We start from the raw sequence: 25,800 nt of genomic DNA, 5'->3' as shown, positions 1-25,800 counted from the left end.
GTGCCTCACCGCATCACTGCAGGGCGATGTACTTGGTCTCGAGGTACTCCTCGATCCCCTCGCTTCCGCCCTCGCGACCGAATCCCGACGCCTTGATCCCACCGAACGGTGCGGCCGCGTCGGAGATCACCCCGCGATTGACACCCACCATGCCGGTCTCCACGGCCTCCGCCACGCGCAGCGCCCGGTCCAGATCCCGCGTGAAGATGTACGCGGCCAGGCCGAACTCGGTGTCGTTCGCCGCAGCGATGCCGTCCTCCTCGGTCTCGAAGCCGCGCACCGCGAGCACCGGTCCGAAGACCTCCTCGCTCAGAATTCGGGCGTCGCCGGGCACGTCGGTCAGCACGGTGGCGGGGTAGAACCAGCCCGGCCCGTCCTCCGCAGTGCCGCCGAGAGCGACGGTCGCGCCCTTGGACGCCGCGTCGTCGACGAGTTCGGCCACCGTGTCACGCTGCTCCTCGTTGATCAGCGGTCCGAGCTTCGTGTCCGGATCACTGCCCCGCCCGACCGTCATGGCGCGCATCTTCTCGGTCACCTTGGCGACGAACTCGTCCTTGACCGAGTTCTGCACGTGGAACCGATTGGCGGCCGTGCAGGCCTCGCCGCCGTTGCGCATCTTGGCGAGCATCGCCCCCTCGACGGCGGCGTCGATGTCCGCGTCGTCGAACACGACGAAGGGCGCATTGCCGCCCAGCTCCATCGACGTCCGCAGCAGATTCTTCGACGACTTCTCCACGAGCATCCGCCCCACCTCGGTGGAGCCGGTGAAGGTCAACTTGCGCAGTCGAGGATCGTCGATCAACGGCCCGGTGACAGCGCTGGACTTCGACGTCGGCAGTACCGACAGCACGCCCTCGGGCAGCCCGGCCTCGGAGATGAGCTTCGCCAGGTAGAGCATCGTCAGCGGAGTCTCCGAGGCGGGCTTCACCAGGATCGTGCATCCCGCCGCGAGTGCGGGCCCGATCTTGCGGGTGCCCATCGCCAGCGGGAAGTTCCACGGCGTGATCGCCAGCACCGGGCCGACGGGCTGCTTGGTCACCAGAATCCGGCCGTTGCCCGCGGGCGCCGGCGTGTACCGCCCCGCGATGCGGACCGCCTCCTCGGAGAACCAGCGGAAGAACTCTCCGCCGTACTTCACCTCGGCCTGACTCTCGGCAAAGGCCTTGCCCATCTCCAGCGTCATGAGCAGTGCGATGTCGTCGGCGTGCTCGGTGATCGACTCGAAGACCGCCCGCAGGATCTCGCCGCGCTGTCGCGCCGGGGTGGCGGCCCAGGACTTCTGCACCGCGACGGCCTCGTCGAGCGCGCGTGCGGCGTCGGCGGGACTCGCGTCCGAGACCTCGGTGAGCACCTCCCCGGTCGAGGGATCCCGAACCGGGAACGTGGCGCCGTTCTCCGCGTCGACCTGCTTGCCTCCGATCCACAACTTCGTGGGGACGGACGCGATCAGGTCCTTCTCCCGGGTCGTCGCTGCGCTGCTCGTTCCTTCGCTCACGTCTCTCGCACTCCTCGTCGCTGCTCGCCGGGTCGCCCGGTGGTACCGACTGTCTACCCCGTGGGGGCGGACTCGTCACGCACTGCCGGAGGCCGGTCGGCATGTCAGCGGGCAGGCCGGAGGCCGGTCGGCATGTCCCAGCGGCTCGGGTGCCCAGCGATTAGGGTCAGGGCTCATGAGCGCCGACATCACGAGCACCGAAGCCTGGACCGAGCTCGTCTCGCATCACGAGGCCGTGGCCGATCGCCACCTCCGTGACTTCTTCGCCGACGATCCGTCGCGTGGGAGCGAGCTGACCGTCACCGCGGGCGACCTGTACATCGACTACAGCAAGCACCGGGTCGAGCGGCAGACGCTCGAACTGCTGCTCGACCTCGCACGCGCAGCGGACGTCACCGGGCGTCGGGACGCCATGTTCGCGGGCGAGCACATCAACACCTCCGAGAACCGGGCCGTGCTGCACACCGCGCTGCGTCTGCCGTCGGACGCGTCACTCGAGGTCGACGGCCAGGACGTGGTGGCCGACGTGCACGAGGTCCTCACGCGGATGGGCGATTTCAGCGATCGAGCGCGATCCGGCGCGTGGACCGGCGCCACCGGTGAGCGGATCCGCACCGTCGTCAACATCGGGATCGGCGGCTCCGACCTGGGTCCGGTGATGGTCTACCAGGCTCTGCGGCACTACGCCGACGCGGGCATCTCGGCGCGCTTCGTCTCGAACGTCGACCCGGCCGATCTCGTCGGCACCCTCGCCGACCTGGACCCGGCGTCGACGCTGTTCATCGTCGCCTCCAAGACCTTCGGCACACTCGAGACGCTGACCAACGCCACGGCCGCCCGGCGATGGCTCACGGCCGCACTCGGTGACGACGCCGTCGCCCAGCACTTCGTCGCGGTGTCCACCAATGCGGAGAAGGTGTCGAACTTCGGCATCGACACCGCGAACATGTTCGGCTTCTGGGACTGGGTCGGCGGCCGCTACTCGGTCGATTCCGCCATCGGTCTGTCGGTGATGCTCGCCGTCGGCCGCGAGGCGTTCGCGGACTTCCTCGAGGGCTTCCACTTGATCGACCAGCACTTCCGCGAGGCGCCGCTCGAGTCCAACGCGCCGATCCTGCTGGGCACGCTGGGCGTCTGGTACTCCAGCTTCTTCGGCGCGCAGTCCCGGGCGGTGCTGCCGTACTCGAACGATCTGAACCGGTTCGCCGCCTACCTGCAGCAGCTCACCATGGAGTCGAACGGCAAGTCGGTGAGGGCCGACGGAACGCCCGTCACGACGGACACCGGCGAGATCTTCTGGGGCGAGCCCGGAACCAACGGCCAGCACGCCTTCTACCAATTGCTGCACCAGGGAACACGACTCGTGCCGGCGGACTTCATCGGCTTCGCCGAGCCGACGGACGATCTTCCCACCGCGGACGGCACGGGCAGCATGCACGACCTGCTCATGAGCAACTACTTCGCCCAGACCAAGGTGTTGGCCTTCGGCAAGACGGCGGAGGAGATCGCCGCCGAGGGCACGGACGCGGACATCGTGCCGCACAAGGTGATGCCGGGCAACCGCCCGTCGACGTCGATCCTCGCGCCGAAACTCACGCCTTCGGTGGTGGGTCAGCTCATCGCCCTCTACGAACATCAGGTCTTCGTCGAGGGCGTCATCTTCGGCATCGACTCGTTCGACCAGTGGGGAGTCGAGCTGGGCAAGACCCAGGCGCAGGAGCTGACGCCGGTGCTGACCGATGCGGACGGCCCGGGCGCGGACCTCGATTCGTCGACGAGTGCGCTGATCGACTGGTACCGCAGCGAACGCGGACGCTGACGTACAGCGAGACCGTGCCGGTCCGTCGGGTCGGGGGTCTGACGGACCGGCACGGTCTCACACACCATGTCGCCGCCACCCGTCCGGGCGTTACACATCGGGCGAACTTTCTTCGGCGGCCTCGTGAACAACCACAACCGGGCGTGGCAGCGGTACGGTCGAACCATGAACGTGCGGATCGAACGCCGAGGTCCGGTGGTCACGGTGATCCTTCACCGACCCGAGGCACGCAATGCCGTGGACGGTCCGACGGCGGCCGCTCTGGTGGAGGCCTTCGAGGAGTTCGACGCGGATCCGACGGCATCGGTCGCGGTGCTGTGGGGAGACGGCGGAACCTTCTGCGCCGGTGCCGACCTCAAGGCACTGGGCACCGAGCGCTCGAACGTGGCGACCGAGCACGGTGACGGGCCGATGGGGCCCACACGCATGGAACTGTCCAAGCCTGTCATCGCCGCGGTGTCCGGCCATGCGGTCGCCGGCGGTCTCGAACTCGCGCTGTGGTGCGACCTGCGCGTCGCCGACGAGGACGCCGTGTTCGGCGTGTTCTGTCGGCGCTGGGGTGTGCCGCTGATCGACGGCGGAACGGTGCGATTGCCGCGGGCGATCGGTACGTCGCGGGCGATGGACATGATCCTCACCGGGCGTGCCGTCGACGCGCAGGAAGCGCTGACGTTCGGACTCGCCAACCGGGTCGTCCCCACGGGCACCTGCCGCGCTGCCGCGGAGGAACTCGCCGCGTCCCTGGCCGAGTTCCCGCAGGCGTGCCTGCGCGGCGACCGACTGTCGGCGCTCGAGCAGGAGGGCCTGGACCACCGCGCGGCGATGGCGAACGAGTTCCGGCACGGTGCCACCTCGCTCGTCGACGCGTTCGACGGCGCACAGAAGTTTGCGTCCGGCGCCGGGCGACACGGAGCACCGCTCGAGTGACTCGCCTCTCCGTCGTCGACGAGATCTTCCTCCGCACACATCGAGGCTTCGGCATACCCGTTGCGATGCAGGGCCTCTGGGTCACAGAGGAGCCCATCACCCCCGGCGCTCTCGACCTGATCGACGCCCGGCTCGCCGAGGGTCGTCTGGGTGTGCGGATCGTCAGCTCGCGTCTGCCCGGCGCGCGTCGGCGCTGGGTCCGGGCATCGGGGCGCGCCGGCGTCCGGTGGACGGAGCCGACCGACGACCCGGTCCGCTGGGCCGAGTCGGGCGCCGACGTCTCGCTCGACCCCGAGTACGGACCGGGCTGGCGTCTGACCGCGGCGCCCTGCGGGAACGGAACCGCCGTCTCGTTGGTGTGCTCCCACGTCATCGCCGACGCACGCGGACTCATCGACGCAGCAGCGGCGGCGCTGTCCGGCGTCCCGGACCCGATCGCCCCGGACGACGGCACCACCGACACCGCCGATGCACTGGCCACACTGTCGACCGTCGTCGGCCGCACCGCCGTGGCCGTCTCCGCGCTCGCCGTCAGTCGCGCCCGGCGCGCCGAACTGATGCAGTACCTGCAGGCGTCGAGGACCGGAACTCCTGCGCCGGCCCGTCCCGACGCGTGGGAAGCGCTGTCCGTGAGCACCGATGTCGAAGCGACGCAGTGGGATCGGATCGCCGCCGATGGAGCGGGCACTCCGAACGTGGTGTTCCTGTCCGTCGTCGCGGCCGTCGTCGCGACGTTGAGATGTTCGGGCACGTCCGGCGACACCGACGGGTCCGTCCTGCTCGGCGTCCCGATGAAGGTCGAGGCCGGCGGCGCCAACGCGATCTCGGTGACGGCGGTCCGCATCACGGAATCCGACTCACTGGCCGACATCCGTCGACGCGCGAAGACGGCGTACCGAAGCCCGCTGACCGGTCCCGCGGGCTTCCCTGACGAGTTGCTGCACGTGGTCCCCGAACGCGCCGCCGCGCTCCTCGCGCCGTCGACGGGCCGGCGAGATGCTCTGTGCTCCAACATCGGCCCGCTTCCCGAGGCGGTGCGCACCATCGGCGGCCGCCCCGCGGTGCGCGTCGCCGCGCGGGCGATCCACCCGGGACTCCGACACGAGCAGTCCGCCGCGTCGCCGACCATCCTGTCGGCCTATCTCTGCCGCCACGATCACGCCTACACGCTGTCGGTGGTGGTCACCGATCCTGCGGCGGCGCACTCGGTGGAGCAGGTTCGCGACGCGATCGCGACGGCACTCGGGCATCACCACCTCACACCCGACTTCTGGTGAGTACGGTGAACATCACCGACTTCAGAGAGGTGAGTGCGTTCATGAGTGAGACCGACATCTACGCGAAGATCAAGGACCTGGTCGACACCGAGCACGAGTTGCGTTCGCGCACCGAAGCAGGCGAGCTCGATCCGAGCGAGGAGCGGGCGCAGCTCGACCAGCTCGAGAAGGCACTCGACCAGTGCTGGGACCTGCTACGTCAGCGGCGCGCCAAGAAGGACGCCGGACTCTCCCCCGACGACGCCGAGGCGCAGTCCGTCTCACAGGTCGAGAACTACCTGCAGTAGCTAGACGAGCCCGTCCGTGAGTCGACGAGGGAGCACGCGCAACACGACGTCGATCGCCTTCCAGGTGAGGCCCGGCAGCGCGGAGCGCGTGACCTCCTTCTCGATGGCCGCGACCATCGCGGAGACGCCGTCGTCGAGTGAGGACATCAGTCGACCGGCGTCTCCGGCGCGGGAGGACATGTCGGTGGCGACATATCCGGGCAGCACCGTGGTGACCGCGATGGGTGTGCGGCGGAGTTCGGCGACCAGCGCCTCGCCGAGTGCCGAGACTCCCGCCTTCGATGCGGAGTACACAGCCTTGGATCCGGGTAGTCCGCGATCGGCACTCACCGACGACACGAGGACGAGGTGACCGGCATTCTGCTCACGGAACACCGCCAGCGCTGCCTCGACCTGGGACACCACTCCGACGAAGTTGGTGCGTGCGGTCTCGAGGTTGGCGTCCGCGCGGCCGGTGCCGAGCCTCGCGCCCTTCCCGAGACCGGCGTTCACGATCACGCGGTCGAGCCCGCCGAGTGTCTCCCGCAGCGCGTCGATCCCCGACACCACCGACTCGTGATCCGTCACGTCCATCGCGGCGACCGCCACGGTGATGTCCGGATGCCGGGCGGTGAGCTCGGCGCGCAGAGCCTCGAGCCGGTCCACCCGCCGGGCACACAGCCCCACGTCGCGGCCCATCGCCGCGAACCGCCGCGCCATCTCCTCGCCCAGACCCGAACTGGCCCCGGTGATCACGATCTTCTGTCTCCCCATCAGGCACACACTAGCCACCACGACCCACTCAGAACTCTGGAGGATCAGTGAGCGACAGCAGCACCGACGAGTACGACGTCATCGTGATCGGCGGAGGACCCGTCGGCGAGAACGCGGCGCAGTACGCGATCGCGGGCAGTGATCGCACCGCCGCCATCGTCGAGCACGAACTGGTGGGCGGTGAGTGCTCGTACTGGGCCTGCATGCCCAGCAAGGCGCTGCTCCTGCCCGCCTCCGTGCTGAACCAGGCCCGGGCGATGCCCGGGGTCCGCGAGATCGTCGGCGACGCGCGACTCGACGTCGACGCGGTGTTCGCCCGCCGCGAGAGCTTCACCCACGGGCTCGACGACTCCTCCCAGGTGTCGTGGGCCGAGGGCGCGAACATCCACGTCGTGCGCGGTCACGGCCGGGTGTCCGGCGAGCGCGAGGTGACAGTGGGCGATCGGGTCCTGCGCGCTCGGCACGCGGTGGTCCTCGCGACCGGCACCACGGCCACGGTGCCGCCGATTCCCGGACTGCGCGAAGCACTTCCGTGGACGTCCCGCGATTCGACCAACCTGCACGAGGTGCCGGAGCGGATCATCGTGATCGGCGGGGGCGTGGTCGCCTGCGAGTCGGCGACATGGTTGCTGGCCCTCGGCGCCGAGGTCACGATGATCGTGCGCGGAACCTCGCTGCTGGCCGGATCGGAGCCGTTCGCCGGGGCGGCGGTGGCCGACGCTCTGACCGCCGCGGGTGCGCGCATCCTGTTCGAGTCGCAGGTCGCCACGGTGTCGCGGCCCGACGCGCAGGACACCGGGTACGGCCACCTCCACGGTGGGCCCGCCTCGGTGACGATCGGCGACGACACACTCGAGGTCGACGAGATCCTGGTCGCCGCCGGCCGACGGCCGGCCACCAAGGACCTGGGACTCGACGCGGTGGGCCTCCCCACCGGGGACTCGATCGCCGTCGACGACCATCTGACGGCGAAGGACGAGTGGCTCTACGCGGTGGGCGACGTCAACGGTCGCGCCCTGCTCACCCACATGGGCAAGTACCAGGGACGCGTGTGCGGCGACGTCATCGCCGCGCGCGCCGACGGTCGATCGATCGACGGCAGCAGGTTCCGGGCGAGTGCCGACCACGGCCAGGTGCCCCAGGTCGTCTTCACCACCCCCGAGGTGGCGTCGGTGGGCCTCACCGAGAAGAAGGCGCGGGCCGCCGGTCTGCCGGTGCGGGTGGTCGAGATGGACATCGCCGTCGCGGGAAGCTCCCTGCGCCAGGACGACTTCGCCGGACACGCGTCGATGGTGATCGACACGTCGAGCGACGTGATCGTCGGATTCACGCTGGTCGGCCAGGGCGTCGCGGAACTCCTGCACGCGGCCACCATCGCGGTGGTCGGCCGCGTCCCGCTGGAGACCCTGTGGCACGCGGTCCCGTCCTACCCGACGATGAGCGAGGTGTGGTTGCGCCTGCTCGAGGCCGCTCGCAGCGGAAGCTAGCCGCGCGGCAGCGGCTGGGCGCGCCGTACGGACAGTGCTGCTCGCTCGGGGTCGAGTGGGACCGGGGAGATCACGACGCCGTGTCCGACTCGCAGCGTGCCCGAGCTGATCGGCGCGGTGCGCAGACCACCGCGTCCTATCAACGCCTTGCGGGTGCCGTCCACCACCATGCTGTCCATCCACGCGCACGGGTGCGCGGGACGCCCCCCTCGCAGGAGCACCGGGCCGTCACCGGTGTCGATGACGAAGTCCTCGCCCCGGAGCGGGTCGAGTTCGAGACCACGCACGACGATGTTGCGGCGGGCCACGCTCACGTCCCCGTCCCACGGCTCGTCGTCCGGGTGCAGGGCGTTCGCCTCGGCGACCGCCGTCTCCCACGCCTCGACGGCCAGGAACGTGATCGCCGCCTCGGTGTGCGCCTGGACGCCGAAGAACCGGTCGCCCCGGATGCCCTTCCCGGTCACCACCTCGACGGACGACGGCAGCTGCGTGCGGACGTCGGCGGCGGGCCCGTCCTTGCTGCGACCGAAGTAGGCATGTGACGGAGACACGAGAAGCTGCACGATCTCGATGGGACAGGTGAACGTCATACCCCGAGTGTGCTCACTCGGCTCTCCGTATAGTCGACCGGATGGGGCAGGGAGACTTTTCGACAGAGATCACCACGAGCGAGGGGCGGGTCCGCGGATTCGTCGCGCGCGGTATCGCGCAGTGGCGGGGCATCCCGTACGCGCAGCCGCCGGTCGGACCGCTGCGGTTGCGGGCACCGCAGCCGCCGACGGCGTGGGAGGGCGTCCGGGACGCCACCCGCTGGGGTGACGCGGCGGTCCAGGACTCGGGCCGCTCCCCCATCGGTCCCATCAAGGGACAGGGCACCAGCGAGGACTGCCTGACGCTGAACGTCAGCGCGCCGGCCACCACGCCCGCCGGCCCCCGCCCCGTCATGGTGTTCATCCACGGCGGCGCCTACACGCTGGGAACGTCGGCCACCTCCATGTACTCGGGCACGTCGCTGGTCCGCCGCGGCGACATCGTCTACGTCTCGCTCAACTACCGGCTCGGCGCCCTCGGGTACCTCGACTTCCGACAGTTCTCGACGCCCGACCGGACCTTCGACAGCAATCTCGGGCTGCGGGACCAGGTCGCCGCGCTGCAGTGGGTCCAGCGCAACATCGCCGCATTCGGCGGCGATCCGGACAACGTCACCATCTTCGGCGAATCGGCCGGCGGCAACGCCGTCACCACGTTGACGACCGTGCCCGCCACGAAGGGCCTCTTCCACAAGGCCATCTCGCAGAGCTCGGCGCCGGGCATGGTCGCCACGTCCGACCGTAGCGAGAAGTGGGGACGCGACTTCGTCGAGTTGCTCGGTGCCACTCCGGACACCGCCGCCGACGCGCTCGCGGGAGCCGACGTCGCCGACCTGCTGAAGGCGGCTCACCGGCTGGGTTCGAAGAGCCTGAAGGAGACTCCGGGGCTCATTCCGTTCGGCCCCAGCGTCGACGGGGACTACGTGCCGGAGGCGCCGCTCGAGGCGTACCGATCGGGCCGCGCGCATCCCGTCCCGATGATCATCGGCAGCAACGAGCACGAGGGCACCCTGTTCCCCAAGTGGCTCGACGCCCTTCCCACGAATGCCGAGCGCATCGACCGCCTGTTCGCGAACACCGATCCGTCGGCCAGGGATCGCATTCTCGCCGAGTACCCCGGATACCCGAGGGGCCTGTCCGCCATCGACTTCGGCGGCGACATCACCTTCTGGCTACCGTCGCTGGAGATCGCGGACGCGCACACCGAGCACGCGCCCACCTATGTGTACCGCTACGACTACTCACCGCGGTTGTTCGACCTGCTGAAGCTGTACTCGACGCACGGTTCCGAACTGTTCGCCGTGTTCGGCGTCTACCGCGCCCGCGTCGGGAAGTTCTTCGCGATCCTGGGCGACTGGGGCAGCTCGGTGGCCGTCACCGACGAGGTGCAGAAGCAGTGGCTCGCCTTCGCGAGAACCGGTGCGCCCGAGGCGGACTGGACTCAGTACGAGGTGCCCAGGCGCGCCACTCGGATCTTCGACAGCGCGACGCGGATGGAGAACGATCCGCTCGGGTCCCGTCGCGCTGCGTGGGAGGGCTTCAGCGGCTACGACACACCGACCGGATCCTCGGCCGGTACGGAGAACGAGTCGTCGCAGGACTTCCGCTGACGGCTACTTCACGAGACGGGACAGACGGCGGTCGGCGAGAATCCGGCCGCCGGTCTGGCACGTGGGGCAGTACTGGAACGACCGGTCGACGTAGGACACCTCGCGCACGGTGTCGCCGCAGACCGGGCAGGGCATGCCCGTCCGCGCGTGCACCCGCATACCGGACCGCTTCTCGCCCTTGAGCCGCGCCGCGTCCTGACCCTCGGACCGCGCGACGGCGTCGAGCAGGACCGAGCGCATCGTGGTCCACAACAGGGTCACCGACTCGGGGGTGAGCGAGGCGGTGGTGGCGAACGGCGAGAGCTTCGCGGTGTGCAGGATCTCGTCGCTGTAGGCATTGCCGATCCCGGCGAGCAGTTGCTGATCCACCAATGCGGTCTTGAGCCGAGAACTCTTGCGGGCGAGTAGTTCCGCGAACTCCGGCTCCGTCACCGCGAGGGCGTCCGGGCCCAGGCGGGCGATGCCGGGCACCTCCTGCGGATCGCGCACGACCCACACGGCGAGCCGCTTGCGCGTCCCCGCCTCGGTGAGGTCGAACGCGGGGGTGAGCCCCTCGGGCGTGAAGAGATGGACGCGGAGTGCGAGCGGCCCCTTGCCCGGCTTGGGCGGCGCCGACGACGGATTGTCCGTCCACCGCAGCCAGCCACCGCGCGACAGATGCGTGACGAGCCAGAGCCCGCCGGCCTCGATGCCGAGGTGCTTGCCCCACCGGGCCGCGCCCGTGACGTCCTTGCCCTGCAGATCGGTGACCGGCGGGTCGAAGGTCTTGAGAACGCTCAACGCGGCCACGTCGATCCGCCCGATCACCGCTCCCAGCGCATGCTCACGGAGGAAGCCCGCGAGAGCCTCGACCTCGGGTAATTCCGGCACACCTCGACCCTAATCGGAAGTCACGGTCGATGGACGAGATAGGTGTCCATCACCCAGCCGGCCTCGGCCCGCAGAGCCGCCCGGCGCGCGACGATCTCGTCCCCGATGTCGTCGACGGGGCCCGCCAGGGTCACCTCGCCGGGCGTGCCCAGGTTCGCACCCCACCACACGTTCCACCCGGGCAGCGACCGGAAGCTGCAGTCCGAGTCGAGCATCACCACGGCCGCCGTGACGCCGTCGGGCAGGCCCTCGTCACGAAGCCGGCGACCGGTGGTGGTGAGGACCGGCTCCCCCACTCGGTTCATCACGATGCGGTGCGCGGCCGCGAGCGCCGACGGACTGGTGACACCCGGGATCACCGAGACCTCGAACGGGCTGTCGAGCACCGCGCGCACCCGCTCCACCACGCGCAACGTGCTGTCGTAGAGCGACGGGTCGCCCCACACCAGCATCGCGCCGACCGACTCGGACGGCTCCGCGTCCACGAGGTCGGCGAGCATCCGGGCGCGGAGGTCGTGCCAGGTGTCGACGGCGTCGTCGTAGTCCGACGGCGCGCGGTCGCGCGGCGGATCGGTGAACTCGACCACGCGATGGTCGGTCGGCACGTGCTCGCGCAGGATGCGGGTGCGGACGTCGACCAACTCCTGCTTCTGCGCGCCCTTGTCGATGACGAAGAAGACGTCGACGGTGTTCATCGCCTTGATCGCCGCGACGGTCACCTGGTCGGGATCCCCCGCGCCGATACCGATCACGTGCATGGTCCTCATCTGCCTGAGCCTAAGGTGTAGCCATGGTCGCGACGCCCTACGAGGATCTGCTCCGCCGCGTGCTCGCGGAGGGCACGCCCAAGTCCGACCGCACCGGGACCGGCACCACCAGCCTGTTCGGCCACCAGATGCGGTTCGATCTGTCCGAGGGATTCCCGCTGGTGACCACCAAGCGCGTGCATCTCAAGTCGATCGTGCACGAGCTGCTGTGGTTCCTGCGGGGCGAGTCCAACGTCGCCTATCTGCGCGAGAACGGCGTCACCATCTGGGACGAGTGGGCCGACGAGAAGGGCGACCTGGGGCCGGTCTACGGAGTGCAGTGGCGCTCGTGGCCCACGCCGTCGGGCGACCACATCGATCAGATCTCGCAGGTGATCGACACCATCCGCCGCGACCCCGATTCCCGACGCATGATCGTTTCGGCCTGGAACGTCGCGGAGATCCCCGACATGGCGCTGGCTCCGTGCCACGCCTTCTTCCAGTTCTACGTCGCCGACGGAAAGCTGTCGTGCCAGCTGTACCAGCGCAGCGCAGACATGTTCCTCGGCGTGCCGTTCAACATCGCGAGCTACGCCCTGCTCACGCACATGGTCGCCGCCCAGACCGGCCTCGAGGTGGGCGACTTCGTGTGGACCGGCGGCGACTGCCACATCTACGACAATCACGTAGACCAGGTGCGCGAGCAGTTGACGCGAGACGCGTTCCCCGCCCCCACGCTCCGACTCGCTCCACGTGACTCGATCTTCGCTTACACCTTCGACGACATCGAGATCGCCGACTACCAGCACCATCCCGCGATCAAGGCACCCGTAGCGGTATGACGATCGGGTTGGTGTGGGCGCAGGCGCACGGCGGCGTCATCGGCAAGGACGGCACGATTCCGTGGCGGGTGCCCGAGGACATGGCGCACTTCCGTGAGGTCACGGGATCCAGCCGCGTCGTCATGGGACGGCGTACCTGGGACTCGTTGCCCGCACGGTTCCGCCCTCTGCCGGGCCGGACGAACATCGTGCTCAGCCGTGACGCGTCCTGGTCCGCGGAGGGTGCCGCACGTGCCGCCACGATGGACGAGGCGCTGCTCGGCGGCCACGACACCTGGATCATCGGCGGCGCGGACATCTACCGGCTCGCCCTGCCGCACGCCGATGTCGTCGAGATGACCGAGATCGATCTGGACGTCCCCGGCGGCGACACGGTCGCTCCCGAGGTACCGGCATCGTTCACCCGCACCGAGGGCGCCTGGCAGACGAGCAGCGCATCCGATGTTCGCTATCGATTCGTGCGCTACACGCGCTGATTCGCCGCGCCGGGGCCCGCTGAGCGGGACAATACGACGCATGGACAAGAAATCGCTGACCGCGCTCGCTCGGCAACAGCTGAAGCTGGCGAAGACCGCGTCCAGCGGACGGAGTTCGCACACCGTCTACGGCGGACATCAGCGCAGCCTGCGGCAGACCGTCGTCGGCCTGGCCGCGGGCAACTCGCTGGCCGAGCACGATCTGAACGGGGAGTCCACGGTCCTGGTCCTCAGCGGCCAGTTGCAACTGGTGAGCGGTGAGCGATCCTGGAAAGGTTCCGCGGGCGATCTCCTCGTCGTCCCCGACGCCCGCCACAGTGTGGAGGCCGTCGAGGACGTCGCGTTCCTGCTGACCGTCGCGATGTAGGACGGGCAGGCCGGAGGCCGGGCAGGCCGGAGGCCGGTCGATCGAAGACGGTCGTCAGATCTGTCAGACGGCGATGGCTTCGCCGCGTTCGCGGTCGCGGGCGAGTGCTCGGTCGCGTGACTCCTCGAAGCGCACCGCCTGCTTCTCGAGGTCGGCCAGGTAGTCGGCCACCATCTCGCGCAGCTTCTCGCCCTCGGGTCCGAAGTCGGTGCGCTCGAAGATGTCCCACTTGCGCAGCACCGGCATGATGACCTCGTCGAGGTGCTGGCGCAGGTCGTAGATGCCGTACTTCGCGATGAGGACGGCGTTGCGACGGAAGTCCGGCTGGTTGAGCCCCGGCATCTGGAAGTTCATGACGACGTCGGCGATCGCCTTCATAGTCTGGTCCGGCGCGAGCTCGATGGCCGCCGAGCACATGTTGCGGTAGAAGATCATGTGCAGGTTCTCGTCGGCCGCGATGCGGGCGAGCAGTGCGTCGGCGATCGGATCGTTGCAGGCCTTGCCGGTGTTGCGGTGCGACACCCGGGTGGCCAGCTCCTGGAACGTCACGTAGGCGACGCCATGCAGCAGGTTGGCGCCCTCCATCGGCGAGTCGATACCGACCGTCATGTGCTCCATCCGCGCCTGCTCGAGCGCGACGGGATCGACGCTCCGGGTGACGACGAGATAGTCGCGCATCGCGATGCCGTGGCGGTTCTCCTCCGCGGTCCAGCGACCGACCCAGGTTCCCCAGGCCCCGTCCATCGAGAAGTTCTCGGCGAGCCCGCGGTGGTAGGAGGGCAGATTGTCCTCGGTCAGCAGGTTGGTGACCATGGCCGCCTTGGCGACCTTCGACAGCGACGACTGCTCCGGCGACCAGTCCTGGCCGCCCAGCATCGCGAAGTTCTTGCCGTCGCTCCACGGGATGTAGTCGTGGGGGTTCCACGGCTTGGCCAGCGTCAGATGGCGTTCGAGATTGGTTTCCGCTACCGGCTGCAGTTCGCGCAGCAGCTCGATCTGTGACAGCACCTGTGGCATGAGGTTCCCCCGTGACGCGTCGTGTTCCGTCGACCTGGCCGGCCGACGAGAGGTGACGCTAGGACGGGTCCGATCGGGCCACCGCCGCCTTGCGTCGATGTTGGGACGAGTCGCAGGACGGTCCGATTCCGCCTGGCTCGGGTCACAGCGCCGCGAGTAAACGCGGGACGAAACTACACATATGAACTTTTATTGCCCTACAATCTGAACTTGCGCCCCGTTTTTGTGCGAGTGACGAGCCAGTCGACCGTCGACGTGGAGGGAAACCGCCACGTGACACGGAGTGGACGTACGGCTCGCCGACCGGAAGGAACTAGTTACGTGAGTGTCGAGAACACGCAGTCGTCCCAGGCGGCTGCGGTGGAGAAGAGCACCACCGGACTCATGGTGGCAGGCCGCACCGGCGTGCCGCCACGCGACCTCGAGAACGTCGCTCGTCGGACGGTGGGTCAGCCGGCTGCGGCCACCCGCACGTCGACACTCGGCGCGACCCTCCGGGCTGACGTCACGGAACTGACGGTGTCCTGCCTGTCCATGGCCGTCGGCGTCGGCGACGCACCCACCACCTCGGACGAGGACATCGCCGAGCTCGGTGGCCGCGCGGCGCAGTGGGCCCGCGAGGGTGTTCCGCTCCGCGCCGTCCTCGGCGTCTACCACGAGGGCATCCAGATGGGCTGGGACCTGGTGTCCGAGCGCGCGACGGGCAATCTCAAGGCTGTCGCCAAGGCGTTCGTCGCCCTGTCGGAACGCATCTCGACGGCCGCGTCGGCCAGCTACGTCGACGAACTGCAGGCCGTCGCGAGCGAGCACCACACCGCCGCGCACACCGTCGTCACCGCACTGCTCAGTGGCCACAACGCGCGTTCGGTGGCCCGCCAGTCGGGCATCGAGCTCGCCGACTCGTTCACCGTGCTGGCCGTCTCCATCGCCGCGCATCCCGACGAGTCCAACCCCGCCCTGCCGCGCGCGGTCACCGCCCGTCGCAAGCTGCGCCGCGTGCAGGCCGAGCTGGCCCTCGTGTGCGACCGCTCCCCCCTGTCGATGCTGTCCGCCGAGGGCGGCACCATTCTCGTTCCCGGCGAGCGCGACGACGAATGGGTCGCCACTCTCGTGGAGCGCATGTCCGTCGCCGCCGAGACCGCGGTCACCGCCACCGTCGCCACCAGTTCCGTCAACGACGTGCCGGCCGCCTCGGATCAGGTGCACGAGCTTCTCGACCTCGCCCAGCAGCTTCGTCGACCCGCCGGTGTCTACCGCATGACCGACCTGGTTCTCGAGTACCAGCTCACCCGCCCCGGCCCCGGCCGGGCGTACCTGTCACGCGTTCTCGTCCCGTTGGACAACTCGCCCGAGCTGCTCGAGACCCTCGAGATCCACATCAACCACGACCTCAACCGTCAGCGCTCGGCGCGTCAGCTGCACCTGCACACCAACACGGTCGACTATCGCCTCAAGCGGATCGCGCACCTCACGGGGTTCGATCCCACGCGCCCGTCCGGAATGCGGCACCTGCAGGCCGCACTGGTGGCACGCAAGCTGGAGGCCATCTCGCCCAGCGCCTGACAGACATGTCGACCCGGTAGAGTGCTGAGCGTCAGCCCGGCTCTCGCCGGGTCGGCCCTCGTAGCTCAGGGGATAGAGCAACCCTCTCCTAAAGGGTAGGTCGCAGGTTCGAATCCTGCCGAGGGCACCGAAAGCCCCGCTACAGTCCAGCCATGACGCGCGCGCTCCTCCTGGTGGCAGCCCTGCTCGGCTCACTCTTCCTGTCGGTGCCGGCCGCGTCGGCAGCACCGTCGACAACCTGGCTCTGCCGGCCCGGCACCGCGGATCCGTGTGGTGGTGGCACCGACGCCCCTGTCGACTGCTTCTACGTCTACCCCACCGCCTCTCTGCAACCGGCGCAGTCGGCGAACCTCGACGCGTCCCCCGAACTCGCCTTCGCCGCGGCGGCGCAGGCCCGCCCGTTCGACTCCGTGTGCAACGTCTGGGCTCCGGTGTACCGGCAGGCCACGCTGCTGAGCCTCGCCACGGCGGACGGCCCCGCTCGCGATGCGGCACTCGCCGAGGCCTACGTGGACATCGATCGAGCCTGGACCGATTTCCTCGCGCAGCGGGACTCCAACCGTGGTGTCGTGCTGCTCGGCCACTCGCAGGGGTCTCGCATGCTGCGGACGCTCCTGCAGAACCGCATCGAACCGGATCCCGCGGCCCGAGACGTGCTGGTGTCCGCGATCATTCCCGGCATCTCGGTGCGGACGTCGGACTTCACCACCGTCGCCCCGTGCGCGGATGCGAGCGAGACCGGTTGCGTCGTCGCGTATTCCACGTTCTCGCGCACTCCCCCGCCCGACTCCCGCTACGGCGGCGACGGCATCCTCTGCACCAACCCGGCGTCGCTCGGGGCGAATGCGAGGACGCCGGTGCTGGGGCCGTTGCCGAACCTCACGGCGCAGTGCGACGGTGACAACGTGCTCATGATCGACGGCCCCGGAGCCTCGGCCCTGCCCACGCTGCCGAACGCGACCTGGGGGCTGCACCTGCTGGACCTGACGATTCCGCAACAGACACTGGTCGATCTGGTGCGGTCGCAGAGCGCGGCGTTCACTGCCTGACCGCACACCGATTCCGTGAGGCGCACACCCGCTGCGGCCTGTTGATAGGGGTGTGCGCCCACCAGAGGGGGGTGCACACCCCTACCGGGCCAGCATCTCCCGCGCACCCACCGCAGCCCCGTGCGCGCTGGTCACACGGGGTGCGTACACGCGAACCAGACCCGCACGCCGAAGCGCACACCGATTCCGTGAAGCGCACACCCGCTGCGGCCTGCTGGGAGGGGTGTGCGCTCACCAGAGGGGGTGTGCACACCCCTACCGGGCCTTGCACCGAAGCGCACACCCACCGCAACCGCGCGCGCTCATCACCCGGGTGCGCACACGCGAACCAGACCCGTACTCCGAACCGCACACCGATTCCGTGAGGCGCACACCCGCTGCGGCCTGCCGGGAGGGGTGTGCGCTCGCCAGAGCGGGTGTGCGCACACTGCCGATCCCGTTCCGCCACAACAACTCCACCCGGCAGAGCGTGCACGGCGCCGGCCCCACGCGCTGCGAGACGGCGGTCACAGCGACCGACCGGCTACACTGGGGCACGCTGCTGCGCCACTGTGCGCGGCGTACGTCGTGGAATCAGCACGAATTTTTCTTACGGCGATCGGAACTGCCCACCGGCAGTCTCGCCATTCTGCGCTCCGCCACAGGAGTGCTCAGATGCCCGAAAGGCACTCGAACTCTTCATGACTTCTCCCTCCTTCGCCGACCTCGGCGTCAGTGACCGTCTCGTCCGCGCTCTCACAGCTGCCGGCATCGCGTCACCGTTCCCCATCCAGGCGGACACCCTGCCCGACACGCTGAAGGGTCGCGACGTCCTCGGACGCGGAAAGACCGGCAGCGGAAAGACTCTCGCGTTCTCCATCCCCATGGTGTCCCGGCTCGGCGAGACGTTCTCGGGCGTCCGCAAGCCCAACCGCCCGCGTGGTCTGATCCTCGCCCCCACCCGTGAGCTGGCCACCCAGATCGCTGCCGCCCTCGAGCCGCTCACCATGGCGTCGAACTTGCGCGTCACCACGATCTTCGGTGGCGTCTCGCAGGCACGCCAGGTCACCGCGCTCAGCCGCGGCGTCGACATCGTCGTCGCCTGCCCCGGTCGCCTCGAGGATCTGATGAAGCAGCGTCTGGTGACGCTGGACGACATCGAGATCACCGTGCTCGACGAGGCCGACCACATGGCGGACCTGGGCTTCCTGCCCGGCGTCACGCGCATCATGAAGGCCACACCCTCGCACGGACAGCGCATGCTGTTCTCGGCGACGCTGGACAACGGCGTCGACAAGCTGGTCAAGCAGTTCCTCACCGACCCGGTGCAGCACTCCGTCGACGAGGAGAACTCCCCCGTCGCCGCGATGACCCACCACATCTTCGAGGTGGGCGGCGTCGACGGCAAGAAGGCGCTGGTCCAGCGCCTCGCCTCCGGTGAGGGTCGCCGCATCCTCTTCATGCGCACCAAGCACCAGGCTCGCAAGCTGGCGCGTCAACTCACCGAGGCCGGCATCCCGTCCGTCGACCTGCACGGCAACCTGTCGCAGGCTGCGCGTGACCGCAACCTCGCTGCGTTCTCCAACGGCGATGCGCGCGTGCTCGTGGCCACGGACGTCGCGGCGCGCGGTGTGCACGTCGACAACGTCGAGCTGGTCGTCCACGTCGATCCGCCCGCCGAGCACAAGGCCTACCTGCACCGCAGTGGCCGTACGGCCCGTGCGGGCAGCGCCGGCGACGTCGTCACCGTCGTCCTGCCGGAGCAGCGTCGAGACCTGTCGGTCCTGATGCGCAAGGCCAAGATCGACGCGGCGCCGCAGCGCGTGACCGTCGACTCACCGGCCGTCCAGGAGCTGGTCGGCGACGTCGCGGCCTACGTCAAGCCCGCTCCCAAGGAGGCCGCACCGGCTCCGAAGCAGCAGCAGCCCGGACGCGGACGCTCCACCCGCGGCGGTCATGCCGGCAACTCCAACGGGGGTTCGGGTCGACGTCGTCGCCCCACCACCGCGCGCAGCGAATCAGCCGGTTACCGGGGCTGATCGCCGAGCGATCCCGACGCTGAGCACCGCCGCCACGACGCAGAGACCAGCTGCGCCGAACCAGGCGGCGGTGTACTCACCGGTGGCATCGCGCACGACCCCCGCCACCACGGACGCGATGCCCGCGCCCACCTGGTGCGAGGCGAACACCCAGCCGAAGACCAGCGGCCCCTGCGTGCCGAACACCTCGCGGCACAGAGCGATGGTGGGCGGCACCGTGGCGACCCAGTCGAGGCCGTACACGACGATGAACACCACGATCGACGGGTGCAGGGCGTCGGACAGCAGCGCCGGCAGGAACAGCAGGGCGACGCCTCGGAAGGCGTAGTACGCGCCCAGCAGCAGTCTCGGATCCACCCGGTCGGTGAGCCAGCCCGACGCGATGGTGCCCACGATGTCGAAGATCCCCACCACGGCCAGCAGTCCCGCGGCCGTGGTCTGCGGCATGCCGTGGTCGTGCGCGGACGGGATGAAGTGCACCCCCACCAGCCCGTTAGTCGTGGCGCCGCAGATCGCGAAGCCCACCATCAATGCCCAGAACGTCCGCACGGACGACGCGTCCCGCAGTGCTCGGATCGCCCGCATCGCGGGATTCCCCGTGACGAGCACCGGGGCGGGTTGCTCGGTCGCCCCGTACGGCAGCTCCCCCACCTCCTCCGGGGAGTTCCGCAGGAACAGCAGGACGAACGGCACCACGGCCAGCGCACCGCCCGCCACGACCAGTGACGCCGTCCGCCATCCAGAGCTGTCGGCGAGCGCGGCGACCACGGGCAGGAAGATGAGCTGACCGGTCGCGGACCCGGCCGTGAGGATGCCGGACACGAGCCCGCGCCGCCGCACGAACCATCGGTCGGTGACCATGGCGGCGAAGACGAGTGCCATCGATCCGGTACCCAGGCCGATGAGCAGTCCCCACGTCAGCAGGATCTGCCACGGCGCGGTGACGAACACGGTGAGGGCGCTGCCCAGGGCCACGACGGTGAGGGCGACGGACGTCACCGTCCGGATGCCGAAGCGGTCCATCAGTGCCGCCGCGAACGGTGCGGTCAGCCCGAAGAGCAGCAGGTTGACACCCACCGCCGCGGACAACACGCCGCGCGACCAGCCGAACTCGTCGGTGATCGGCACCATCAGCACCGACGGAGCGGCGCGGAACCCCGCGGCCCCGAGGAGTGCGAGGAACGCCACGGCGGCGACGATCCAGGCCCGGTGCACGCGTCTCGGGCGCGTGATCTGCACGGCGGCGTCGGAGTCGGACGTCATGGCTCACTTTCTCGTTCCGCGGGTCTCCGTCGGAACGGGAACCGGACACGCCGGTGGCACACTCGAGGGGTGAGATCCAGGACGGCCACAGGTCGCGGTACGAAGACGCTACACCCGGACGAACTCGCGACCGGATCGGTGATGACCGCCCTCGCCGTCGCGTTCTCGGTGATCGGCGCCCTCATTCCCGTGGCGGGTGCGCTGCAGATCGTCGCCATCGTCCCGTTGGCCGTCATCGCCCACCGCCACCGCCTGCGCGCACTGGCCGTCGCCGGTACCGCCGGCATGCTCGTGTCGTTCGTCGCGGGCGGGTTCGGCACCGCGCTGACCATGACGATCTCCGGAGTGCTGGCCGGGATCGTCGGAGTGAGCGTCCGACGCGGACGTGGGTTCACGTCGGTGCTCACCCTCTCGCTGCTCACCGGCGCCGTGGTGGGCGCCCTCTCCGTGCTGATGCTGCTGATCCTCAGCGGACTACGCGAGCTGTTCCTCACCGTCCTCGACAACTCGATCCGCGGCAGTGCGGACATCGTCGGCAGGATCGCACCCGCCGAGGACGTCGCCACCGCCGTGGCCGACTACGCCTCCTTCGCCCTGGGGTACTGGTGGGTGCTCGTCTTCGTCTCGGCGCTTGTGTCGACGGCCGTCAGCGGCGTCGTCGCGTGGTGGGTGCTGCGCGCCACCCTGTCCCGCCTCGGCGAGCTGGAGTCGCGGGGCGAGTTGCCCGACGCCGTGGTCACCCCCGACGACGCGGCCGCACCGCACCCCGTGCCCGTGCGGTTGACGGGCGTGACCTACCGCTACCGGGGCGGTCACGACGACGCGCTGGGCCCACTCGATCTCGAGATCGTGCCCGGCCGTTTCGTGGCCGTCGTCGGCGCCAACGGATCCGGCAAGTCGACCCTCGCTCGCATCCTGGTGGGCACCGAGCCGACGGGCGGCCGGATCGACCGGACGGGTTCCACCGGGCTCGGCCTGATCGGCGGAACCGCGATGATTCTGCAGCATCCCGAGTCTCAGATCCTCGGTACCCGCGTGGCCGACGACGTCGTGTGGGGCCTGCCGGCGGCGGCGCGGCCGACACCGGACCGTGTCGAGGCCCTGCTCGCCGAAGTGGGCCTGGCCGGGTACGGGCTGCGCGACACCGGCAGCCTGTCCGGCGGCGAACTGCAGCGCCTCGCCGTCGCCGCGGCGTTGGCTCGCGAACCACGGCTGCTGGTCGCCGACGAGGCCACCGCGATGATCGACCCGGAGGGTCAGCGCGATCTCGTCGAACTGCTCGCCCGGCTCCCCCGTCGCCACGGCATGGCCGTCGTCCTCATCACCCATCGCGCGACCGAGGCAGCGCTGGCCGACGACGTCGTACGGCTGCACCGCGGCCGCCGGGTGATGCACGACCCGAACTGGATGTCGTCGACTCCGCTGCGGACGGATCCGCTGCCGCCGCCCGGACCACCGTTACTGGTGCTGCGCGGCGTCGGTCACGTGTACGACCGACGCGGTCCGTGGGCCACCCGCGCGCTCGAGGGAATCGACCTCACGGTGCATCGCGGCGAGGGGTTGCTCGTCATCGGCGGCAACGGCTCCGGCAAATCCACGCTGGCCTGGATCATGTCCGGCCTGACGACGCCCTCCGAGGGCACGTGCGAGCTCTCGGGCAAGGCCACGTCGTCGTCCGTCGGCACCGTCGCGCTCTCGTTCCAGCACGCTCGGTTGCAACTGCAGCGCCGCACCGTGTCCGAGGACATCGAGGCCGCGGGGGGAACCGACGTGGGCACCATCGACGTCAGCCGTGTCCTCGACCAGGTGGGACTCGATCGCCGCATCGCGGGCGCGCGTGTCGACGAACTGAGTGGCGGGCAGATGCGGCGCGTCGCGCTGGCCGGACTTCTGGTGGGCAAGCCGGACGTCCTGGTGCTCGACGAACCGCTCGCCGGACTCGATCCGCCGGGTCGACGGGAGATCACCGCCCTGCTCACCCATCTGCGCCGCACGGGGCTCACCCTCGTCATCATCTCGCACGACGTCGACACCCTGGCGTCCGTCCGCTCGCGCACCGTCGTGCTCGACCACGGCACCGTGGCGCCCGAGTCCACGAACGACACCATCGAACGAGGAGCGACCCGGTGAGAGGCACACTGCTCCGCGAACTTCCGCGGGAGACGTCGGTCCACCGACTCTGGGCGGGAACGAAACTCGTGGCGGTCACGCTGCTGGGCGGGTCGCTGGTGGTCTACCCGACCTGGCCGATGCTCGCCGCGGTGTCCGTCGTCCTGCTGCTCGCGGCGATCGCCGCGCGGGTCCCGGTGTTCGCGATCCCCGTTCCGCCGTGGTGGCTCTGGGGACTGGTCGCGTTCGGTGCCGCGGTGAACGTGGTGGTCGGCGTCGACGCCGTGTGGATCTACTTCCGCGGCATCCTGTTCGGCGTCGTGCTGCTGTGGGCGACGCTCACCGTGGCCTGGACGACGTCGATGGCGGACATCGCACCGGCCATCGCCACTCTGTTGTCGCCCCTGCGCAGAGTCGGTGCGCCCGTGACCGAGTGGGCCGTCTCGATGGCTCTGCTGCTGCGGTCGCTGCCGATGTTGGTCGACGACGTCTACACGCTGGTGGCCGCACGCAAGCTCCGACCCCGCAAGAGCACGCGCAGCGGCAAGACGCAGGACACATTCCTCATCGACATCATGGCCGCCATCATGTCGGTGGCCATCCGGCGATCGGCCGACATGGGCGAGGCGATCGCGGTGCGCGGCGGCAGCGGCAGCATCACGTCGGGCCGACGTCGCCCGCACGGATCCGACGCGGTCGCCCTGGTGCTGGTGATCGCTGCGTGCGCGACGGGGGTCGTACTGTCCTGACGCTCAGGAGAAGACGGTGACGAACGTGTCGACCGACTTCTCGATGTCGCCCTTGAGCGCCCGCGCCACACCGGATCCCACGGGACCGAACAGGGGCGCGCCGCCGAGATCGATCGTCATCTTCAGCTCGGAGCCGTCCTTCTTCTCCGCGACGGTGAGCTTCAGCGAGACCTTGACCCCGCCCTTGCCCGCGCCCTTCAGTTCGAGCTCGCGCGGCGGGGAGTACTTCTTCACGGTCCACTGCACCCGGTTCCGCATGCCCTTGACCGACACCACGGACGCCATCTGCGTGCCCTCGGACAGTTCGGCGGGCAGGTCGCCGCGCCACCCGTCGTGAATGCTGAGCCATTCCTCGTACCGCGTCAGATCGGATGCGCCGTTCCAGGCATCCTCCGCGGACAGAGGAACGATGCGGACCACCTCGAGTTTCGCCACGCCGTGAACACTAGCGCGTGACGACACCCGCGGTGGCCCGCATCGTGTCCGAACTTCCAGGACGAATCCTAGTGAGCGACCGGCTTCTCGGCGCCGACGCCGGTGAGGGATCGCACCTCCATCTCCGCTGCCTTGTCGGTGCTCTCGTTGTCCTTGCTCGTCAGCGTTCCCACGATGCCGAGGATGAAGGCGAGCGGGATCGAGACGATGCCCGGGTTCGACAGGGGGAACCAGGCGAAGTCCGAGCCCTTGATCATCGCCGTCGCCGAGCCGGACACGGCCGGGGAGAAGATGATGAGCACGATGGTGGAGATCAGACCGCCGTACATGCTCCACAGCGCGCCGCGCGTGGTGAAGCGTCGCCAGAAGAGCGAGTACAGGATGGTCGGCAGGTTGGCCGCCGCGGCGACCGCGAAGGCCAGCGCCACGAGGAAGGCGATGTTCTGTCCGTTGGCCAGGATGCCGCCACCGATGGCGAGGATGCCGATGACGACGGCGGTGATGCGGGAGACCTGGACCTGCTTCTTGTCGTCGACCTTGCCCTTCTTGATGACACCGGCGTAGATGTCGTGAGCGAAGGACGCGGACGCCGTGATGGTGAGGCCGGCGACGACCGCGAGGATCGTCGCGAAGGCGACCGCCGAGATGACGCCCAGCAGGATCACCCCGCCGAGTTCGAACGCGAGAAGCGGTGCGGCAGCGTTCTGTCCGCCGGCCGCGGCGAGGATGCGGTCCGGTCCGACGATGGCGGCGGCGCCGTAGCCGAGCACCAGCGTGAAGAGGTAGAACGCACCGATCAGCGCGATCGCCCAGACGACGCTGCGACGGGCTTCCTTGGCGGTGGGCACCGTGTAGAAGCGCATGAGCACGTGCGGCAGGCCGGCGGTGCCGAGCACCAGGGCGATACCGAGCGAGACGAAGTTCAGCTGCGACGTGGCCGAGCCGCCGTACTGGGCGCCGGGGGCGAGAACGTCACGCGCGGCGACGGTCTCGGAGACCGAGTCGCCGACCATGGTCTGCGCGCTGCCGAGGATCTCGGACAGGTTGAAGCCGAACTTGGCCAGCACCATCACCGTCATGAGACCGGCACCGGCGATGAGCAGCGCGGCCTTGATGATCTGCACCCAGGTGGTGCCCTTCATACCGCCGACGAGGACGTAGACGATCATGAGGACGCCGACGACGGCGATGACGATGGACTGTCCCGTGCGATCCGAGATGTCGAGGAGCAGTGCGACGAGGCCGCCGGCTCCGGCCATCTGCGCGAGCAGGTAGAAGAACGACACCGTGAGTGTCGACAGGGCGGCCGCGGTACGCACCGGGCCCTGCTTGAGGCGGAAGCTCAGCACGTCGGCCATCGTGAACTTGCCGGTGTTGCGCAACATCTCGGCGACGAGAAGCAGGGCGACGAGCCACGCGACGAGGAAGCCGATGGAGTACAGGAAGCCGTCGTAACCGTAGACGGCGATGGCGCCCGCGATGCCGAGGAAGCTCGCCGCGGAGAGGTAGTCACCGGCGATGGCGACACCGTTCTGCGGTCCGGAGAAGCCGCCGCCCGCGGTGAAGAACTCCGCGGAGGTGGCGTTCTTCTTGCTGGCCTTGATCACCACGGCCATGGTCACGATGACGAAGACCGCGAAGATCGAGATGTTGACGAGCGGGCTGCCGACGGTCTCGGCCTCGATCGTCTGCTGGGCCAGGAACTGCTGCGCGGCAGAGTAGGTGGTCACTGGAGGGGTCCTTCGAGTTCGTCGCGGATCTTCGCGGCACGGGGGTCGAGCTCACGGTTCGCGAACTTCACGTAGATGCCGGTGATGGCGAACGTCGTCACGAACTGTCCGAGTCCGAGCAGCAGTCCGACGTTGATGTTGCCGAAGACGCGGGTGGCCATGAAGTCGTGTGCGTACGCCCCGAGGAGCACGTACGTCGTGTACCAGATGAGGAAGAAGGCGGCCATCGGGAAGACGAAGCCGCGCAGGCGCTTCTTGAGTTCCTGGAACTCGGGCGTGGCCTGCATGTCGACGAAGTCCTGGGGGGACGGGGTCCGGGGT

At 69.3% G+C, this 25,800-nt stretch carries 24 protein-coding genes and 1 tRNA gene; 15 read left to right on the top strand and 10 right to left on the bottom strand.

Annotated features, from left to right (window positions below):
* Positions 1–13: 13 nt before the first annotated feature.
* Complete coding sequence (locus HQ308_RS21715; protein ID WP_222647891.1) at positions 14–1,495, bottom strand: NAD-dependent succinate-semialdehyde dehydrogenase; 1,482 nt, start codon at positions 1,493–1,495, stop codon at positions 14–16.
* 175 nt (positions 1,496–1,670) lie between these two features.
* Between HQ308_RS21715 and pgi the strand changes: the two genes are divergently transcribed.
* The 4 genes from pgi (at position 1,671) to HQ308_RS21695 (ending at position 5,805) form a co-directional block, all read left to right on the top strand.
* Positions 1,671–3,314: a glucose-6-phosphate isomerase gene (pgi, locus tag HQ308_RS21710; RefSeq protein ID WP_222647889.1), complete on the top strand. Its 1,644-nt coding sequence runs from the start codon at positions 1,671–1,673 to the stop codon at positions 3,312–3,314.
* A 165-nt stretch (positions 3,315–3,479) separates the two neighbouring features.
* Positions 3,480–4,241 carry a crotonase/enoyl-CoA hydratase family protein gene (locus HQ308_RS21705; protein WP_222641565.1) on the top strand — a complete coding sequence of 254 codons (762 nt, stop codon included), beginning with the start codon at positions 3,480–3,482 and terminating at the stop codon, positions 4,239–4,241.
* The gene (locus HQ308_RS21700) at positions 4,238–5,518 is read left to right on the top strand and encodes a hypothetical protein (protein WP_222647888.1); all 1,281 of its coding nucleotides are present in this window, start codon (positions 4,238–4,240) and stop codon (positions 5,516–5,518) included. The genes HQ308_RS21705 and HQ308_RS21700 overlap by 4 nt, the downstream gene beginning before the upstream one ends.
* A gap of 41 nt (positions 5,519–5,559) precedes the next feature.
* Positions 5,560–5,805 carry a DUF2630 family protein gene (locus tag HQ308_RS21695; protein WP_027504165.1) on the top strand — a complete coding sequence of 82 codons (246 nt, stop codon included), beginning with the start codon at positions 5,560–5,562 and terminating at the stop codon, positions 5,803–5,805.
* On the opposite strand, the gene HQ308_RS21690 is transcribed toward HQ308_RS21695, so the two are convergent.
* On the bottom strand, positions 5,806–6,558 hold the full coding sequence (locus tag HQ308_RS21690) for an SDR family oxidoreductase (protein WP_222647887.1): 753 nt from the start codon (positions 6,556–6,558) through the stop codon (positions 5,806–5,808).
* A gap of 47 nt (positions 6,559–6,605) precedes the next feature.
* Here HQ308_RS21690 and HQ308_RS21685 point away from each other — a divergent pair, with 47 nt between their 5' ends.
* Positions 6,606–8,045, top strand: coding sequence for an NAD(P)/FAD-dependent oxidoreductase (locus HQ308_RS21685; RefSeq protein ID WP_027504167.1), 1,440 nt, complete (start codon positions 6,606–6,608; stop codon positions 8,043–8,045).
* On the opposite strand, the gene HQ308_RS21680 is transcribed toward HQ308_RS21685, so the two are convergent.
* Positions 8,042–8,635 carry a hypothetical protein gene (locus HQ308_RS21680; RefSeq protein ID WP_027504168.1) on the bottom strand — a complete coding sequence of 198 codons (594 nt, stop codon included), beginning with the start codon at positions 8,633–8,635 and terminating at the stop codon, positions 8,042–8,044. The genes HQ308_RS21685 and HQ308_RS21680 overlap by 4 nt on opposite strands.
* A gap of 41 nt (positions 8,636–8,676) precedes the next feature.
* Here HQ308_RS21680 and HQ308_RS21675 point away from each other — a divergent pair, with 41 nt between their 5' ends.
* On the top strand, positions 8,677–10,245 hold the full coding sequence (locus tag HQ308_RS21675; protein WP_222647886.1) for a carboxylesterase/lipase family protein: 1,569 nt from the start codon (positions 8,677–8,679) through the stop codon (positions 10,243–10,245).
* A gap of 3 nt (positions 10,246–10,248) precedes the next feature.
* On the opposite strand, the gene HQ308_RS21670 is transcribed toward HQ308_RS21675, so the two are convergent.
* Together HQ308_RS21670 and cobF are read right to left on the bottom strand one after the other, a co-directional pair.
* Positions 10,249–11,115: an Fpg/Nei family DNA glycosylase gene (locus tag HQ308_RS21670; protein ID WP_027504169.1), complete on the bottom strand. Its 867-nt coding sequence runs from the start codon at positions 11,113–11,115 to the stop codon at positions 10,249–10,251.
* Between the two features lie 20 nt (positions 11,116–11,135).
* Positions 11,136–11,882: a precorrin-6A synthase (deacetylating) gene (cobF, locus tag HQ308_RS21665; RefSeq protein WP_027504170.1), complete on the bottom strand. Its 747-nt coding sequence runs from the start codon at positions 11,880–11,882 to the stop codon at positions 11,136–11,138.
* A 23-nt stretch (positions 11,883–11,905) separates the two neighbouring features.
* On the opposite strand from cobF, the gene HQ308_RS21660 reads away from it, so the two are divergent.
* Genes HQ308_RS21660 through HQ308_RS21650 form a run of 3 tightly spaced genes read left to right on the top strand, consistent with a single transcriptional unit; the run spans position 11,906 to position 13,546 of the window.
* Positions 11,906–12,703, top strand: a complete 798-nt coding sequence (locus HQ308_RS21660) for a thymidylate synthase (RefSeq protein WP_222627723.1) — start codon at positions 11,906–11,908, stop codon at positions 12,701–12,703.
* Positions 12,700–13,179 carry a dihydrofolate reductase gene (locus tag HQ308_RS21655; RefSeq protein WP_027504172.1) on the top strand — a complete coding sequence of 160 codons (480 nt, stop codon included), beginning with the start codon at positions 12,700–12,702 and terminating at the stop codon, positions 13,177–13,179. Before HQ308_RS21660 ends, HQ308_RS21655 begins: the two co-directional genes overlap by 4 nt.
* A 40-nt stretch (positions 13,180–13,219) precedes the next feature.
* Positions 13,220–13,546, top strand: a complete 327-nt coding sequence (locus HQ308_RS21650; RefSeq protein ID WP_027504173.1) for a cupin domain-containing protein — start codon at positions 13,220–13,222, stop codon at positions 13,544–13,546.
* Positions 13,547–13,609: 63 nt separating this feature from the next.
* Here the strand turns inward: HQ308_RS21650 and HQ308_RS21645 are convergent, their stop codons facing one another.
* Complete coding sequence (locus tag HQ308_RS21645; protein ID WP_027504174.1) at positions 13,610–14,563, bottom strand: acyl-ACP desaturase; 954 nt, start codon at positions 14,561–14,563, stop codon at positions 13,610–13,612.
* A 321-nt stretch (positions 14,564–14,884) separates the two neighbouring features.
* On the opposite strand from HQ308_RS21645, the gene HQ308_RS21640 reads away from it, so the two are divergent.
* The 4 genes from HQ308_RS21640 (at position 14,885) to HQ308_RS21625 (ending at position 19,193) form a co-directional block, all read left to right on the top strand.
* On the top strand, positions 14,885–16,126 hold the full coding sequence (locus HQ308_RS21640) for a CdaR family transcriptional regulator (protein WP_307095423.1): 1,242 nt from the start codon (positions 14,885–14,887) through the stop codon (positions 16,124–16,126).
* 54 nt (positions 16,127–16,180) lie between these two features.
* Positions 16,181–16,253 (top strand) — tRNA-Arg (locus HQ308_RS21635).
* A gap of 25 nt (positions 16,254–16,278) precedes the next feature.
* A complete protein-coding gene (locus tag HQ308_RS21630) occupies positions 16,279–17,175 on the top strand; it encodes a DUF3089 domain-containing protein (RefSeq protein ID WP_222647885.1) in 897 nt (298 codons plus the stop codon).
* Between the two features lie 680 nt (positions 17,176–17,855).
* On the top strand, positions 17,856–19,193 hold the full coding sequence (locus tag HQ308_RS21625) for a DEAD/DEAH box helicase (RefSeq protein WP_222627727.1): 1,338 nt from the start codon (positions 17,856–17,858) through the stop codon (positions 19,191–19,193).
* Here HQ308_RS21625 and HQ308_RS21620 read toward each other — a convergent pair.
* Positions 19,173–20,456: an MFS transporter gene (locus tag HQ308_RS21620; protein WP_027504177.1), complete on the bottom strand. Its 1,284-nt coding sequence runs from the start codon at positions 20,454–20,456 to the stop codon at positions 19,173–19,175. The genes HQ308_RS21625 and HQ308_RS21620 overlap by 21 nt on opposite strands.
* A gap of 141 nt (positions 20,457–20,597) precedes the next feature.
* Between HQ308_RS21620 and HQ308_RS21615 the strand changes: the two genes are divergently transcribed.
* Complete coding sequence (locus HQ308_RS21615) at positions 20,598–22,586, top strand: ATP-binding cassette domain-containing protein (RefSeq protein ID WP_222647884.1); 1,989 nt, start codon at positions 20,598–20,600, stop codon at positions 22,584–22,586.
* The gene (locus HQ308_RS21610; RefSeq protein WP_222647883.1) at positions 22,583–23,314 is read left to right on the top strand and encodes an energy-coupling factor transporter transmembrane protein EcfT; all 732 of its coding nucleotides are present in this window, start codon (positions 22,583–22,585) and stop codon (positions 23,312–23,314) included. The genes HQ308_RS21615 and HQ308_RS21610 overlap by 4 nt, the downstream gene beginning before the upstream one ends.
* Positions 23,315–23,317: 3 nt before the next feature.
* On the opposite strand, the gene HQ308_RS21605 is transcribed toward HQ308_RS21610, so the two are convergent.
* The 3 genes from HQ308_RS21605 to HQ308_RS21595 all read right to left on the bottom strand — a co-directional run.
* The gene (locus tag HQ308_RS21605; RefSeq protein WP_027504180.1) at positions 23,318–23,749 is read right to left on the bottom strand and encodes an SRPBCC family protein; all 432 of its coding nucleotides are present in this window, start codon (positions 23,747–23,749) and stop codon (positions 23,318–23,320) included.
* A 68-nt stretch (positions 23,750–23,817) separates the two neighbouring features.
* Positions 23,818–25,479 carry a cation acetate symporter gene (locus HQ308_RS21600; protein WP_231476145.1) on the bottom strand — a complete coding sequence of 554 codons (1,662 nt, stop codon included), beginning with the start codon at positions 25,477–25,479 and terminating at the stop codon, positions 23,818–23,820.
* Positions 25,476–25,800, bottom strand: a 325-nt coding sequence (locus HQ308_RS21595; RefSeq protein ID WP_222633921.1) for a DUF485 domain-containing protein, incomplete at its 5' end; no start/stop codon positions are given. The genes HQ308_RS21595 and HQ308_RS21600, both read right to left, overlap by 4 nt.

Origin of the sequence: Rhodococcus sp. BP-241 (genome assembly GCF_019836145.1) — a bacterium.
Classification (GTDB): domain Bacteria; phylum Actinomycetota; class Actinomycetes; order Mycobacteriales; family Mycobacteriaceae; genus Rhodococcoides.
This window is presented reverse-complemented; position numbering and strand designations above follow the sequence as displayed.